This window comes from Streptomyces sp. NPDC037301, from assembly GCF_055602785.1.
In genome coordinates this window covers 1-12829 of record NZ_JBVJWD010000101.1, presented here as the reverse complement: position 1 = coordinate 12829, position 12829 = coordinate 1, and the positions used below count along the sequence as shown (strand labels likewise).

Annotated in this window: 16 protein-coding genes and 6 pseudogenes; 14 read left to right on the top strand and 8 right to left on the bottom strand. The window is 67.2% G+C overall.

Annotated features, from left to right (window positions below; genetic code table 11):
* The first annotated feature begins 283 nt into the window (after window positions 1-283).
* A pseudogene (locus ACZ7IB_RS47570) lies at window positions 284-1368 on the top strand (integrase core domain-containing protein).
* A gap of 534 nt (window positions 1369-1902) precedes the next feature.
* On the opposite strand, the gene ACZ7IB_RS47565 reads toward ACZ7IB_RS47570, so the two are convergent.
* Window positions 1903-2058 carry a DUF6131 family protein gene (locus tag ACZ7IB_RS47565; protein ID WP_266749810.1) on the bottom strand — a complete coding sequence of 52 codons (156 nt, stop codon included), beginning with the start codon at window positions 2056-2058 and terminating at the stop codon, window positions 1903-1905.
* Window positions 2059-2615: 557 nt separating this feature from the next.
* On the opposite strand from ACZ7IB_RS47565, the gene ACZ7IB_RS47560 reads away from it, so the two are divergent.
* Complete coding sequence (locus ACZ7IB_RS47560) at window positions 2616-3323, top strand: hypothetical protein (protein ID WP_405683348.1); 708 nt, start codon at window positions 2616-2618, stop codon at window positions 3321-3323.
* A gap of 242 nt (window positions 3324-3565) precedes the next feature.
* Here ACZ7IB_RS47560 and ACZ7IB_RS47555 read toward each other — a convergent pair whose 3' ends face one another.
* Window positions 3566-3778 (bottom strand): hypothetical protein, encoded by a 213-nt coding sequence (locus ACZ7IB_RS47555; RefSeq protein WP_405683349.1) that lies wholly within the window; start codon window positions 3776-3778, stop codon window positions 3566-3568.
* 604 nt (window positions 3779-4382) lie between these two features.
* Between ACZ7IB_RS47555 and ACZ7IB_RS47550 the strand changes: the two genes are divergently transcribed.
* The 4 genes from ACZ7IB_RS47550 to ACZ7IB_RS47535 all read left to right on the top strand — a co-directional run bounded on the left by ACZ7IB_RS47550 (window position 4383) and on the right by ACZ7IB_RS47535 (window position 6008).
* The gene (locus ACZ7IB_RS47550; RefSeq protein WP_266749804.1) at window positions 4383-4538 is read left to right on the top strand and encodes a DUF6131 family protein; all 156 of its coding nucleotides are present in this window, start codon (window positions 4383-4385) and stop codon (window positions 4536-4538) included.
* Between the two features lie 184 nt (window positions 4539-4722).
* Window positions 4723-5208 carry a hypothetical protein gene (locus ACZ7IB_RS47545; RefSeq protein ID WP_371665953.1) on the top strand — a complete coding sequence of 162 codons (486 nt, stop codon included), beginning with the start codon at window positions 4723-4725 and terminating at the stop codon, window positions 5206-5208.
* A gap of 80 nt (window positions 5209-5288) precedes the next feature.
* Complete coding sequence (locus ACZ7IB_RS47540) at window positions 5289-5771, top strand: hypothetical protein (protein WP_266749801.1); 483 nt, start codon at window positions 5289-5291, stop codon at window positions 5769-5771.
* A 63-nt stretch (window positions 5772-5834) separates the two neighbouring features.
* On the top strand, window positions 5835-6008 hold the full coding sequence (locus tag ACZ7IB_RS47535) for a CsbD family protein (protein WP_266749799.1): 174 nt from the start codon (window positions 5835-5837) through the stop codon (window positions 6006-6008).
* Window positions 6009-6041: 33 nt separating this feature from the next.
* On the opposite strand, the gene ACZ7IB_RS47530 is transcribed toward ACZ7IB_RS47535, so the two are convergent.
* Window positions 6042-6584 carry a hypothetical protein gene (locus ACZ7IB_RS47530; protein WP_266749797.1) on the bottom strand — a complete coding sequence of 181 codons (543 nt, stop codon included), beginning with the start codon at window positions 6582-6584 and terminating at the stop codon, window positions 6042-6044.
* A 148-nt stretch (window positions 6585-6732) separates the two neighbouring features.
* On the opposite strand from ACZ7IB_RS47530, the pseudogene ACZ7IB_RS47525 reads away from it, so the two are divergent.
* Window positions 6733-6963, top strand: a pseudogene (locus tag ACZ7IB_RS47525) (SPDY domain-containing protein); the annotation flags it as partial.
* Between the two features lie 185 nt (window positions 6964-7148).
* Here ACZ7IB_RS47525 and ACZ7IB_RS47520 read toward each other — a convergent pair.
* Both ACZ7IB_RS47520 and ACZ7IB_RS47515 read right to left on the bottom strand, forming a co-directional pair.
* Window positions 7149-7337: pseudogene (locus ACZ7IB_RS47520) on the bottom strand (helix-turn-helix domain-containing protein); the annotation flags it as partial.
* A 60-nt stretch (window positions 7338-7397) separates the two neighbouring features.
* Entirely contained in the window at window positions 7398-8189 is a 792-nt protein-coding gene (locus ACZ7IB_RS47515) for a hypothetical protein (RefSeq protein ID WP_266749796.1), read from the bottom strand.
* Window positions 8190-8370: 181 nt separating this feature from the next.
* Here ACZ7IB_RS47515 and ACZ7IB_RS47510 point away from each other — a divergent pair, with 181 nt between their 5' ends.
* The 5 genes from ACZ7IB_RS47510 to amaP are packed head-to-tail and all read left to right on the top strand — an operon-like array spanning window position 8371 to window position 10796.
* On the top strand, window positions 8371-8802 hold the full coding sequence (locus ACZ7IB_RS47510; protein ID WP_266749795.1) for an Asp23/Gls24 family envelope stress response protein: 432 nt from the start codon (window positions 8371-8373) through the stop codon (window positions 8800-8802).
* Window positions 8803-8840: 38 nt separating this feature from the next.
* Complete coding sequence (locus tag ACZ7IB_RS47505; protein ID WP_266749793.1) at window positions 8841-9068, top strand: hypothetical protein; 228 nt, start codon at window positions 8841-8843, stop codon at window positions 9066-9068.
* Window positions 9065-9511 (top strand): Asp23/Gls24 family envelope stress response protein, encoded by a 447-nt coding sequence (locus tag ACZ7IB_RS47500; RefSeq protein WP_470921470.1) that lies wholly within the window; start codon window positions 9065-9067, stop codon window positions 9509-9511. Before ACZ7IB_RS47505 ends, ACZ7IB_RS47500 begins: the two co-directional genes overlap by 4 nt.
* A complete protein-coding gene (locus tag ACZ7IB_RS47495; protein ID WP_470921468.1) occupies window positions 9508-10191 on the top strand; it encodes a DUF6286 domain-containing protein in 684 nt (227 codons plus the stop codon). The genes ACZ7IB_RS47500 and ACZ7IB_RS47495 overlap by 4 nt, the downstream gene beginning before the upstream one ends.
* 8 nt (window positions 10192-10199) lie before the next feature.
* Complete coding sequence (gene amaP / locus ACZ7IB_RS47490; protein ID WP_266749789.1) at window positions 10200-10796, top strand: alkaline shock response membrane anchor protein AmaP; 597 nt, start codon at window positions 10200-10202, stop codon at window positions 10794-10796.
* A 116-nt stretch (window positions 10797-10912) separates the two neighbouring features.
* On the opposite strand, the pseudogene ACZ7IB_RS47485 reads toward amaP, so the two are convergent.
* A pseudogene (locus ACZ7IB_RS47485) lies at window positions 10913-11138 on the bottom strand (hypothetical protein); the annotation flags it as partial.
* Window positions 11134-11265, bottom strand: a pseudogene (locus tag ACZ7IB_RS47480) (transposase); the annotation flags it as partial. The pseudogenes ACZ7IB_RS47485 and ACZ7IB_RS47480, both read right to left, overlap by 5 nt.
* Window positions 11266-11456: 191 nt before the next feature.
* On the opposite strand from ACZ7IB_RS47480, the gene ACZ7IB_RS47475 reads away from it, so the two are divergent.
* Both ACZ7IB_RS47475 and ACZ7IB_RS47470 read left to right on the top strand, forming a co-directional pair.
* Window positions 11457-11612: a DUF6131 family protein gene (locus tag ACZ7IB_RS47475; protein ID WP_470921466.1), complete on the top strand. Its 156-nt coding sequence runs from the start codon at window positions 11457-11459 to the stop codon at window positions 11610-11612.
* Window positions 11613-11769: 157 nt separating this feature from the next.
* Window positions 11770-12216, top strand: coding sequence for an SRPBCC family protein (locus ACZ7IB_RS47470; RefSeq protein WP_266749786.1), 447 nt, complete (start codon window positions 11770-11772; stop codon window positions 12214-12216).
* Window positions 12217-12329: 113 nt separating this feature from the next.
* Here ACZ7IB_RS47470 and ACZ7IB_RS47465 read toward each other — a convergent pair.
* Window positions 12330-12535 (bottom strand): annotated as a pseudogene (locus ACZ7IB_RS47465) (IS30 family transposase); the annotation flags it as partial.
* Between the last annotated feature and the right edge of the window lie 294 nt (window positions 12536-12829).

Here is a 12829-nt window from a genome sequence, read left to right as displayed (position 1 = left end):
CCACGCGATAGCGGTCAGCGCGCAGACCACGCGTGTGCAGTTGTGCCAATTGATGAGGCAGATCGGAGACTGCGGAGCGGTGCTGACCATCGACGACACCTGAATCCCGAAGGAGGGCGTCCGCTCGGCCGGTGTGTGGCGAGTTCGTGGCCGAGGTGTTCGCTTCGCTGAAGCGCAGGGATCAGTGCGGGTGGGGGGACTGCTTGTGGGGGCTCGTAAAGTCATCGCGGCTGGTCAGCACCCGCCTCCAGGGGCGTCGGTAAGGACTTGTCATGCTGCCCTGGTGATCGCGTCCCTGCTCTGCCGCACCGCCCGCGCGCTGTTGTCCGTCCCCGCGGTCCTACTGCGCCGAGACACCGCCAAGGATGCCGAACTGCTGGTGCTGCGGCACGAGAATGCCATCCTGCGCAGGCATGTGAAGGGCAGGGTGCGCTATGAGCCGGCCGACCGATTCTGGCTCGCCGCCCTCAGCTCGCTGATACCGCGTGACCGCTGGACCGCCGTCTTCCCCGTCACCCCCGGCACTTTGCCGGCCTGGCACCGCAAACTGATCGCCAGGAAGTGGGACTACTCCGCCCGCGGCTCCCGCACCGGACGGCCGCCGACGACGGCCGCACTCAAGAGTCTCGTGCTGCGCCTGGCCGATGAAAATCCCCGCTGGGGCCACCGCCGCATCCAGGGCGAACTGGCCCGACCCGGCACCCCATCGCGGCCTCCACGGTCTGGGAGATCCTGCACGCAGCAGGCATCGACCCGGCCCCGCGCCGCTCCGGCCCCACCTGGCGCGACTTCCTCACGGCGCGGGCTCAGGGGATCCTTGCCGCGGACTTCTTCCCTATCGACACGGACTGGGGCAAGCGCCTGTACGCGATGGCGTTCATCGAGCACGGCACCCGGAGACTGCACATCACCGGCGTGACCGCGCACCCACCGCGCAGTGGGCGGTACAACAGGCCCGGAACATCGCTGCCGACCTCGGCGAGCGGGGCGCCGGGCCCCGGTTCCTGCTACGCGACCGCGACAGCCAGGTACACCGACGCCTTCGATGCCGTCTTCACCGCCGAGGACACGGAGGTGCTGCTCAGCGCGCCCCGGGCACCGCGCATGAACGCGCATTGCGAACGCGTGATCGGCACCATCCGCCGCGAGCCCCTCGACCACGTCCTGATCCTGAGCGAGAGCCACGCCAGGAAGGTCCTGACTGACTACCAGGACCACTACAACGGACACCGGCCGCACCAATCCCGGCAACAGCTACCGCCCAGCGCGACCGAACAGCCCGCAATCGTGCACGACCTCGACGACCGAAGCCTGCTCCGCACCAGGGTCCTCGGCGGCATCATCAACGAGTATCGATACGCCGCGTGACCTGCAGCGACGACTTTTCGAGCCCCACAGGCCAGTCAGCGGTCGTATGAGCAAGCCGCGTCGTCGGGCCGGTCGACGAACTTCTCCTGCACCCGGGTCCAGTCCTGGGTGTAGCGGTCCCGGACCGCTGCGGGGCAGTGGCTTGATGTCCAGCGCGTCGTGGCATGCCTCGCACTCGCGCAGCTCACGCTCGCCCGCCCGGCGGCCGTCCTTGGCCTCCACGACCCGCTCGTGCTCCGGGCTGCTCCGGGCCGAATCGCTCCCGCAGCTTCCGGCGGCGCATGGTGACCATCCACGCTGCCACCGTGCGCAAGAGAAGCACCATCACGACGGCAACGATGAGGACAATAGCGGACATTGGGTCCTCCGCTCGCGAGCCGAGTGAGCCCCGTGCATGGCGGCGGCCCCCGCGCACAGGTCCGAAACTGGGCGTACCAAGCAAGTTGCTTGCATCTAGCCGCAGGCTGTTGCCCGCGACTCGCGCTCCTGCCGTTCGCCTCAAAAGGGGCGGTACACAGCGGGGTACTGCTGCTTCTACCAGTAATGCCGTCGTCCGCCGACCGCATGGCCCAGGCGGCCCGGCAGGAACAGGATCGCTCCGATCACGATCAGAATGATCCCGACCGTCCACAGAATGGTGATCTCGGCCAAGAACGCCACAAGCAGCAGAACGACTCCGATGACGATCACGGTTTCCTCCGATCACGCATAAGTCCTGCCTCTTCTCAATTGTCCTCTCCACCGGCCTCAGCTACAACAATTGACCAGGGTCAAGCAAGGGCACGCCGTACCGCAGGCCGGACGGTGCTCACATGGACAGCCGCAGTTCCCCTGTCTCCGCCTCGCCCCGGCCCGCCAGGTACCACGTCGAGCGCGCCCTTCGCGCGGGAGTGGCACGGACGGGAACCGCAAGACTGCCTGCGCGGCGGTGCTGGCCCTACCGGTTCAGGGGCCGTTGCCAGGACCGGTGATGAGGGAGGCCAGGAGCTCCTCGATCGCCGTGACATCCGCACGGGGTGGCGCTCGGCTGCGAGGGTTTGAGCACGATTGACCAGTTGGCCCTCGGCCTCCAGGCGCCCCACGGCGACCTCGCTGACGTCATCGCCGTTCTGCGTGCGTACCGCGTGCTCGATCTCCCCGGGCCGCAGCGCCCTTGTGAGTATTCTTCGCGTCACGGATGACCGTGGTCGGCGTGCGGCGGGTTCGGACGCTGTTGCAGGGGCTTGGGGAGCAGGAGGGCTCCCCAGATGCTCCAGCGTGAGGCCGGGGTAGGGATCCCCGGCGCCGGTCAGCAGCTCGGGTCGGACGACGGCAGCCAACGCCGGGCGGCGTTGCCCGGCGGGCGAGGACCTGCCCCCAGCTCGTCCATCAGCGAGTTGAGGCTGGCGTTGCCCCGATGGGACTTGTTGCCGGAGAGCATCGACTCCACACTGTCTTCGTCCTCTTCCGAGGCGTCGCCGTCCACTGTCTCGGCGTCGAGGTCGGGGTCTTTTCTCACTGGTGCCGGTCAGGTCGGCGAGGACCAGCGCGTCCAGCTGGCGGGACGTCTGCCCGCGCGAGCGTGCGGCGGCCTCGCCGACCGGACCGCGGCCGGCGTCCAACACGCTCCGATCACCCCCGCTCCGCCGCGCCGCTCCTGGCCGACAGATCTGCGCGCCCGCCGTAAGGCCGCCGACGACACCCGCCGCAACCAGTTGGCGCTCCGCCAGTCCAGAAACCCGCGTCGCTGGCGGTACACCGGCCAGCGCACCGCGCCGCTCTCCGCGCTCTGGCTCCTCGCCCCCGCCCAAGGAATCCGTGGCCCATGCCGCCCCCTCACCGACGAGGAGCAGCGCCAGATCGACGTCGTCGCAGTGTCCGCCCGCGCGATCGAGCGAGCCCTCGACATCGGCGACGGGCAGGTACGCCTCGCTGAGCTCTGCCCAATCTGCGACGGCCCCTCGACCTCCACGTAGGTGCCGGGGCAGCCCCCGCCGTACGGTGCACCAGTTGCGGACGGACATGGACTCAGGCGACTACTGACGCGGGATGATGCGCATCCGCGCCACTCAATCGGAGAGCCTCAGGTGTCGACCCGTCAGGCAGCACTCCCGAACGTATCTGATCGACGAGGCTCAGCGAGCGGCCCGGTAGCTGGACCACCGAAAGGCTGGAAGGCGCACACCGGCAGACTCCTCGGTTTCTGAGGGGGCGAAGGTCAGGCCGCGTCCCATTGGTGGGCACGGCTGCCCCGCCACTCCACCATCTGGGAATCGTCGATCAGAGTCTCCGGGTCCGGGAGACCGACACGGCGGAGGAACTCAATCAGGTCGTGATCATCGTGGGCGAGGCCGAGGACGTGGCCGTAAGCGGTAACCCGGCGGCCTCCGGACGGGGACGGCTGGTGCACGACTATCGGTGCGGAGCGCATGAAACCAGCGTGCGACGGACCACTAGCCACAGCATGCCGACGGCGGTGTCGGGGCGGCACATCTGGCAGGCCACGGCGGCGTCCTCGGCGATCAGGCTCAGCGCCTGCTCGTGAGAGGTAGCTCGTTCAGCCGACAGCAGGGCGCGTCGACACTGCACCGCTCGCCCTCAGCTGTCACGGTTGGCCCAAGGCCGCATCATCGCCGTCACACTCGATATGCCGCCCCGCCCCGCTCTGGGCGCCTGGGCCGACGTCGCCTTTCACCAGGCGCCAGGGCGGGACGCGTAGTCGTCGGGTCCGGCAGCTTCCAACCCTGCACAAGCAGTCCAGCCGGGGTCACCCTCGCATTCAGTAGGGTCGACATCGCCGGTGCGGGCAGTCTTCCGGTCCACGTCCGTGCCACTCCCCCGGGAAGGGCGCGCTCGTCGTGGGACCCGGTGGCGCCAGGGCGTCGTGGTGGAGACGGGGGAACTGCGGCCGCGCAGGTGAGCACGCGTCCGGCCTGCGGTACGGCGGGCCCTGGCTGACCTTGCTGATCAATTTGTCAGTGAGGCAGGCAGAGAGGACGATTAGCGCTGGGGTTCATGCGTGATCGGAGGAAACCGTGATCGTCATCGGAGTCGTTCTGCTGATTGTGGCGTTCTTGGCCAAGATCACCATCCTGTGGACTGTCGGGATCATCCTGATCGTGATCGGGGCCATCCTGTTCCTGCTGGGACACCTGGGCCACGCGGTCGGCGGACGACGGCATTACTGGTAGACGCAACCGCGCCCCGCTGTACAGCGTGGGCGGGTGAACCGCCCTCTTTGAGGCGTGGGCAGGGGCGGCGGCCGCATTGCACGGGGGCTCACTCGGCTAACGAGCGGAGGACCCAATGTCCCCTATTGTCGTGATCATCATTGCCGTCGTGCTGGTGCTTCTCTTGTGCACGGTGGCAGCGTGGATGGTTACCATGCGCCGCCGGAAGCTGCGGGAGCAATTCGGCCCGGAGTACGAGCGGGCCGTGGAAGCCAAGCACGGTCGCCGGGCGGGCGAGCGTGAGCTGCGCGAGCGCGAGGAACGCCACGACGCGCTGGACATCAAGCCACTACCCGCACCTGTCCGCGACCGCTACACCCAGGACTGGACCCGGGTGCAGGAGACGTTCGTCGACCGGCCCGACGACGCGGTCCACCAGGCGGACCGGCTCGTAACCACGCTCATGAGCGAACGCGGGTACCCGACCAAGGGGTACGAGCAGCAGCTGAAGGACCTGTCGGTCCAACACGGGCGCACGCTGGAGCACTACCGCGCCGCCCACGAGGTCAACGACCGCAGCAGCCGCCATCAGGCGACCACGGAGGAGCTGCGCGGCGCGATGGTGCACTACCGCGAGCTGTTCGACGAACTGCTCCACAACGGCGACCGGCCACGCGAGAGCCAGGAGTGAGCCCGCAGCCAGTGACTTGAGAATGACGAGTCGGCCCAGTCGACGCCCGGCCGCAACACGTGACGGACGGAAGTGAAGAGATGCGCAACCAAGACACACCCCAGCCGAACGAGGGCGTTCCGTCCACGGAGGACCTGACCGGTGCCCGGCAGGACCCCGGAGATGAGGCGCCGGGCTTGGCTGACGCCCCACCGGAGTACCCCGGGGAGGCCACGACCACCGACCGGGAGGGCCGGGAGGAAAGCGGCGGCCGGGCATCCGTCAGTGAACGCCGCGAAGAAGAACTGGCCAAGGAGAACGAACCCCTGCTCGGGAATGAGCAGGAGGTATTCCGCGCCAGGTGGCAGAAGATCCAGGGCGAATTCGTCGACGACCCCAAGAACGCCGTCAACGCGGCCGACCAGCTGGTCGCCGAGACGATGCAGGCACTGGCCACGACCTTCGCCGAGCACAAGCGAGGTCTCGAAGGCCAGTGGCATCGCGGTGAGGAGGTGGCGACCGAGGATCTGCGCCTTGCGCTCCAGCGCTACCGCTCGTTCTTCAACCGCTTGCTCAGCACCTGACCAAACCGCTGACTGGCCACCCTCCCGATGCACTGGCAGATCACTCACAAAGGACGGCCGACCATGAGTATCGCCAAGAAGATCGCGCACAAAGCCGAAGCGGTCAAAGGCGGCGCCAAAAAGGCTGCCGGCCGCGGAACAGGTAGTCGGCGTCTGCAAGCGGAAGGACGCGGCGACAAGGTCAAAGGCAACATCAAACAGGCTGGGGCGAAGATCAAGGACGCCTTCAAACACTGACCATTGCGCCCCTCGACCCGACCCGCAGGGGCTCTACGCCGAGGAGTGGCGCTCCAGGGCATGCTGACGGGTGGCTTTGGTCAGTTCGTGCCAGAAGGGGGCGGCGGTGAGGTAGAGGCCGAGGACGGAGATGATACTGAGCGAGATGTCGACGCTGATCCGGCCCTGTTTGGCCCAGTAGACGTCCTTCAGGTCCAAGAGGAGGGCGAATTCGTCGGCGATGAGCGCTGTTCCGGCGCCGTAGGCCGCCCCGACGCCGGGATGTCCGACGTATTGTGCGTCACCCCGTACGGCGACCAGTCCGACGCCAGCCAGTGTGGCGATACCGAAGTTGTAATGGTGCATGTGGGTCCCGCCCGACGTGGAGACGTTGCCCCAGGGCAGTCGGCCGCTGCGGATGCCGTGAGTGATCAGGCGGGCGCCCCCGAAGGTGGCCCCGAAGGAGAGCCAGGTCGCAAGGAGGGAGCGCTGCGTTGGGTTGGTGTGCTCGTCCAAAGTTTCCCGCCACCGTCGCAGCAGCCCTGGACGCCGCTCATGGCGCTCGTCATCTCCGCGCTGTTCCGCGTTCTCGCGCATCGGACCAACCTCCTCGTCACCTTTCGCGGTGGCTTTCGTCCCTGACCTCATACCACCTCACAGGGCAATACACCTAGGCCAGACGGGCATGTCGAGAACTCCTCCGCCTCCTCGACAGCCTGAGCGTTAACATTTCTGATTCCACATGATCGGCAACGTCTACGTGGCCGCCCCCGACTTCCGGGTACGGCTCGGCTCGGCTTCCTACCCGAGGGCGAGGACGACGGTCTGTGGCGCATCAACGCCTGAGTTCGTCACCGCCTTCACGACCGCGCTCGCCAAAGGATACGAGCAGGGACCCTCTGCATACCTCGCTCCGCCGGATCCGCAGGACCCGGCACGCGACCCGTTCCTCGCCGTGGTGTCGCGAATTCGTCGACGACCCCAAGAACGCCGTCAACGCGGCCGACCAGCTGGTCGCCGAGACGATGCAGGCACTGGCCACGACCTTCGCCGAGCACAAGCAAGGTCTCGAAGGCCAGTGGCATCGCGGTGAGGAGGTGGCGACCGAGGATCTGCGCCTTGCGCTCCAGCGCTACCGCTCGTTCTTCAACCGCTTGCTCACAGAGCCTGGGGGCCGGCCTCGGCCCAAACCCAGCGCCATCGCTGAACAGACCGGACGCTGCCCCGTAGATCCGTGGCGATCACCGCGTTCGTCTCACCCCGCCCGAACCGTTCGGCCGCCTCCAGCCGTAACCGCTCCCGGAACTCCTGCCGTTCAGCGGTCAGCCCGCCCCCTTGTGGATCTCGTATGTCACGGTGATACCGCACGGATCGAGAACCATCAGCCCCTACGACACCACGAGTCCAACCTCAGTAGGCCGCAGTTTCTGCGATGAGGACGGCGACGGTTACCAGGCCCGAGGTGTCACTGGTGGCTGCGTCCGCTACCGCCGCCCGGACGGCGCGGGCTACTTCCAGTGGATGGTACCCGGGTGCGACCGCAAGCTGGACCTCGATGTGCCGGCCTGGTGGATGGTCATGTCGCTCCACTTTGACCGGGCGGCTTCCCAGCACGGCGGTGAGGCGGGCCACGCCCGGAACAGCCGCCGCGACGTCGGCCAGCTCCCCAATGGGGCCCCGCATGGGTCCTGTTCCGGTCGTTGGGAGCGAGCTCCGCGCGGCTGCAGCCTCCGGCGGGGGCCCCGTGGCGTTCCCTGCGGTCCGCGACCTGACTTCTCTCTCCATGCCTTCATAGAGGTCCGTGACGCGCAGATCAACTGCCACGGTGGACAGGCCGAGCCGTTCAGCGGCCACGTTGAGCAATGCGCCCCTCAACTGCTCCGCGGTCCGGGGCAGCGGCCGCCCCATGAATGCGGTGAATGCGGCCTCGATCCTGAGCGGGCCAGGCGATAGCGCACTGGCCGGCGGACGGACGGACGGCTCGGACACGGGCCCGAGCGATACCGGTCCGATGCGCAGGCTCTCCAGCCAAACGCCAGGAATCTCAGCGGCCGTGCGCCCGAGGGCCCGGACGGCCGCTTGCTCGGTGATCCACGTCCCGTCGTCAGGCCCTCCGAGCGGGAGCAGCCGACCCAGGCCGAGCTGGCGCCGTACTGCCTGCATCCACGCCTCAGTTTTCACCGGCCTCTCACCCTCTTCCATGGCCGCGGTTCTCCCCCTCCCGCACTGCGCCCCCACTCCGCAGGGGCTCTGGACAGGGGCACTTCGTACCACTCGTTGGACCACCCCGTCTCACGGTTCGCGCCTCTGATAAAACCCACTAAAACGAATATAATCCGATCAAAGAGTGCTTAGGTGATCTCCTTCAGGGAGGAATAGCCCGATGACTGAGAACACCGACGGAAAGCACGGCGGTGCGCCCGGCTCTCGCGGTCGGACGACCATCGCCGACGTGGTGGTAGAGAAGATCGCCGGAATGGCGGCACGCGATGTGCCCGGCGTCCATGCCCTGGGCAGTGGATTCGCCCGCTCGATGGGATCCATGCGGGAGCGGATGCCCGGCGCCGGTAGTGGCAAATCCGTCACGCGCGGGGTCAGCGTCGAGGTGGGAGAGGTGCAGGCGGCCATCGATCTGGAGATCGTCGTCGACTACGGCGTCTCCATCACGGACGTGGCCAGTGACGTACGCGAGAACGTGATCTCCGCAGTGGAGCGGATGGCGGGCCTGGAAGTCGTGGAAGTCGATATCGCGGTCAGCGATGTGAAGCTGCCCGACGAGGAGGACGAAGAGGAACAGCGGCAGCGGGTTCAGTAGCCAAGGGGGAGCAGCCCGCTTGAGCGAAGGAGCGCGTGATGAGCAAGGCTGTGGTCGGCTTGATTGCCGGAATGGCACTGGGCTTCGCCGGATACTTCGGTGGCTTCTGGGCCTTCCTGCTCGTGCTGGTACTGGGCGCCGTCGGACTTGTCGCCGGGCGCTTGATGGAAGGTGATCTCGAACCGGGTGACTTCATCCGCCGCCGTGACGACCACCAGCGGATGCGCGATGACCGGCGACAGACTCAGGGAGACTGGCGGCAGTGACCAGTGACGTCGATCGTCGTCCGGGCCTTCCTCGCGGGGAGCGGGGTGCGACCACCGTCTCCGACCGAGTCGTTGCGAAGATCGCTTCCCACGTGGCCCGCGAGGCACTGAGCCGGTTCACCGAGTCGGCCAGCCACGTACCGCCCGACCGCCGCACACCACACGTGACGACGTCTGTGCGGCGGGCACCGGAGCGGAACGACACAGGACGGGACAGCGATCCTGCCGATAGCCGTCCGGCCATGCTTGGCGAAGTACGGATGCGCATCGCCATGGAGCTGGGCTATCCGTCCGACATCGGAACTCAGTGCGCTGCGGTGCGCCGCGAGGTCATCGAACGGCTCAGGACATGGGCCGGCATGGACGTGTCCGAACTCACGGTGTCGGTCGAGAGACTGCACTCGGTGCACTCGCGGCATACAGACCGGGAGAGAGTGAGATGAGCGCGAACACCTGGCGGCAGCCGACCGGCGATGGCGACATTCCCTCCGGTACGGGACAGCCAACTTCGTCCGCGGGCAACCCCCCAGGTACGGGCGCGACGGCAGCGGTCCATAAATCGGGCCGGTCGGCGCGCCGCTTCTGGACCGCACGGCGGATCCCCGCAGCCATTGTGGCGCTGCTGTCCGTCGCAGCCATTGGGCTGCTCCTGTACGACGTGGTCTCGGTGCGGGCAGACCAGCCCGGGATGAGCTGGCGACGGCGTCTAGCCGAGGAACTGGCCACACGACCACTGCATGACATCTGGATGACCGTCGGAGCCGCCGTAGCGATGGCCCTTGGCCTGTGGCTTTTCCTGCTGGCGGTGACGCCGGGACTGCGCAGACTGCTGCCCATGCGGCAGCCCACCAGAATCCCCAGAACAGGGGAAGTCCGCGCCGGGCTCGACCGCCACGCAGCCGCCCTGCTTCTGCGCGACCGGGCCGTACGGGTGTCCGGTGTGCAATCGGCACGGGTCGACGTCGGCCGTCGGAAGGTCAAAGCCCTGGCACAGGCACATTTCCGCGATCTCAACGAGGTTCACGCGGACCTGAACGCCGCGTTGGGCGAAGCCGTGACGAACTTGGGTCTCGCCCAGCAGCCCACGCTGGACGTGCGCGTCCGGCGCCCGAAGAAGGGGTGAGGTGTCCCATGCTCAAGGCAGTGAACCGGGTGCTGCTGGCGCTGCTCGGCATTGCACTGTTCGCCCTGGGTGGCGGCGTGCTGCTGGGTGGGCTGGATCTGCAGCGCCACTGGGGGTTCGACGTGCCGGGCTGGTGGCCCTTCCGAGGGCCGGACGATGTGGTGCTGGGCACCGAGGGACGCACCCGGTGGCGGGAAGAGGACTGGTGGTGGCCGGCCGTCATTGCGGTGCTCGCCGTGCTTCTCGCGCTGCTGCTGTGGTGGCTTCTGGCGCAACTGCGCAGACACCGGCTGGGCCAGGTCCTCATCGAGAGCGAAGACGACACGGCGGCCCGACTCAACGGCCGCGCTCTGGAGGACGCAATCGAGGAAGAGGCGCAAGTCCTGGACGGGATCTCGCGGGCTCAGGTGCGGCTGACGGGTCGGCCTGCTGCTCCGGCCGCACGAGTACGGCTGTTGCTGAAGCCTCACGCGGAACCGGCGCGGGCTCTAGAGCAACTGAGCCGGGAAACGCTCGCACACGCACGGGACTCGGCAGGCCTGGACCGCCTCCCGTCGGAGGTCCAACTCCGGGAAGTCCGCCACCGCACCCGCCGCGTCACCTAAGTGTCCTGTACACGGAGGTTGGTGACAGTTATCGCACGGCGTGGTGATCTTGAACGAGTGAGCACCTTCTGGGTTCGGTAGGGATTGCGACATCTCCACCGACCAGCACAAGGCCCTCATGCGGGTCTGTCAAACGAGCGGTGTAGCTCACGTTGTTGAGGTTTCTGGCGGGCTACTGAGAGACGGCCGTCGAAGGTGATGTCGAAGGCATTCAGTGCAGTTCTCCAACGCATGGTCCAGCGGGCTTGACCCTTGCCGGTGGGATCCAGGGACATGATCTCCATGTGGACGCGCTTCAGTGCGGCCTTCGTTGAGGAAGTGACCGCGGGCCTTGACCGCCCGGCAGAGGCTTCTGCCGCTGGCGTACGATCTTCGGCTCGAACGCGCCTTCACGGTCCCTGGGCACGGTGATCTCCATTGGGCCGACGTCGGTCAGTACCGTCTTGGAGCGGGTCCCGTTGGAAGCTGATGGGTTGCGTCACGGCGCCGATGGTGCCGAGCGCACCGGCGATGATGACGGCCAGGCGGAAGCGCAGGATGTGCTTGCCCTCGCGGCATGGCCTTTTCCCTGGTCTGGTGGACGATCGCCTCGCACGGTCTGCATCGCCGTGCGTATGTGTGAGGCGCATACTGAAAAGACCTGGGAGAACGGAGGACGCCATGATCATCCTCGGCGTCATTCTGCTGGTCCTCGGTCTGGTGGCCAGCATATCGATCCTATGGACCATCGGTATCGTGCTCGTCGCGATCGGCATCGTTCTTTGGATCCTGGGTGCCGTCGGGCATGCGGTGGGCGGTCGACGGCACTACTGGTAGGGCTGCTTGTTCCGGCTCCCCGTGCGGCCAATGTGATGTCCAGCGGCGGCCGTGATCTCGGTGTGCTCGGGTGCCGCATGCTCGATGTAGATATTGATGCCGCGGCCCGCAGATCGCTACCAGGGTCGGAAATTCAGCGTCCCGGATGGGAGCACACATGGCTGTACGTCATCAGCTCATCGCCCGAGAACCGTCCGTACTCTGGGCGGTTCTGGAGGACGAGAGCCGTTACGCGGACTGGGTGGTAGGGACCTTCGACTCCGCCCCGGGCGAAGGGCGTTGGCCGGAAGTCGGATCGTCGATCAAATACACGGCGCGCGTGGGGCCTAAGGAGTTCCACGGACGCACGACGGTCCGTCGCCTCGACGCGCCGCGCGCGCTGGAACTCGAAGCGCACGGAGGGACGTTGGGTACGGCACGGATTGCCTTCGACATCCGGCCGTGGGGCGACAAGACCCTGGTCATTCTCGACGAGCACCCGCTGCGCGGACTGGGAGGGAGTCTCCACAACACAGTTCTCGACGCCTTTGCGCAGATCCGGCACCGCGGCATGCTGCGGCGACTTGCGGAAGTCGTCGAAGAAATGCCCCAGGACACGGGGTGAGCGACAGGACTAGAGGACCAGCCCCAACAGTTCGTCTTCCCACCGATGCCCGGTGGCCGGCGGATTCGAGGGGTCGTCGCAACACTGCTGGTCAGCTGACTGAGTCCAGTAGCTTTAGCGAGATGCTCGGCTGGGGCTTCCCAGCCGAGCATCTTTCGTGGTCGGCTGTTGAGTCCGGCGGCCACCACCTCCACGCCCTGGGCCCAGGTCAGGGAACGCCACAGGTGCGGCGGAAGGGATTGGACGGTCGCGGCGAGGCGTTGCGGGTGGCCAGGGCGCTGTGGCCGCGCGGCAGATGTACGAGCATCAGACAGCGGGTGAGCACTCGACCGCCGAGTGGCGACGAGCTCCTGGCTGCAATGTCCCGCGCCGCAGTTACACGGAGTGTCTCGCCATTGCCCGGCATGGACTCGCGCACGCCGCGACCACAGCCGTGGAACAGCCCTTCGTGCACCCGGCCGGCAGCGTGACCGTACGACCGGCACCTGGACCCCGCAGCCATGAAAAGGATGGGCTCGCCTCGGGCTTTCACGTGGGTGGGTGTCCGAGGCGTGATCGGAAAAGCGAAGAGTGCTCCTGACCTGCAACGATGAGACTTGTCTAGGGTCCATGT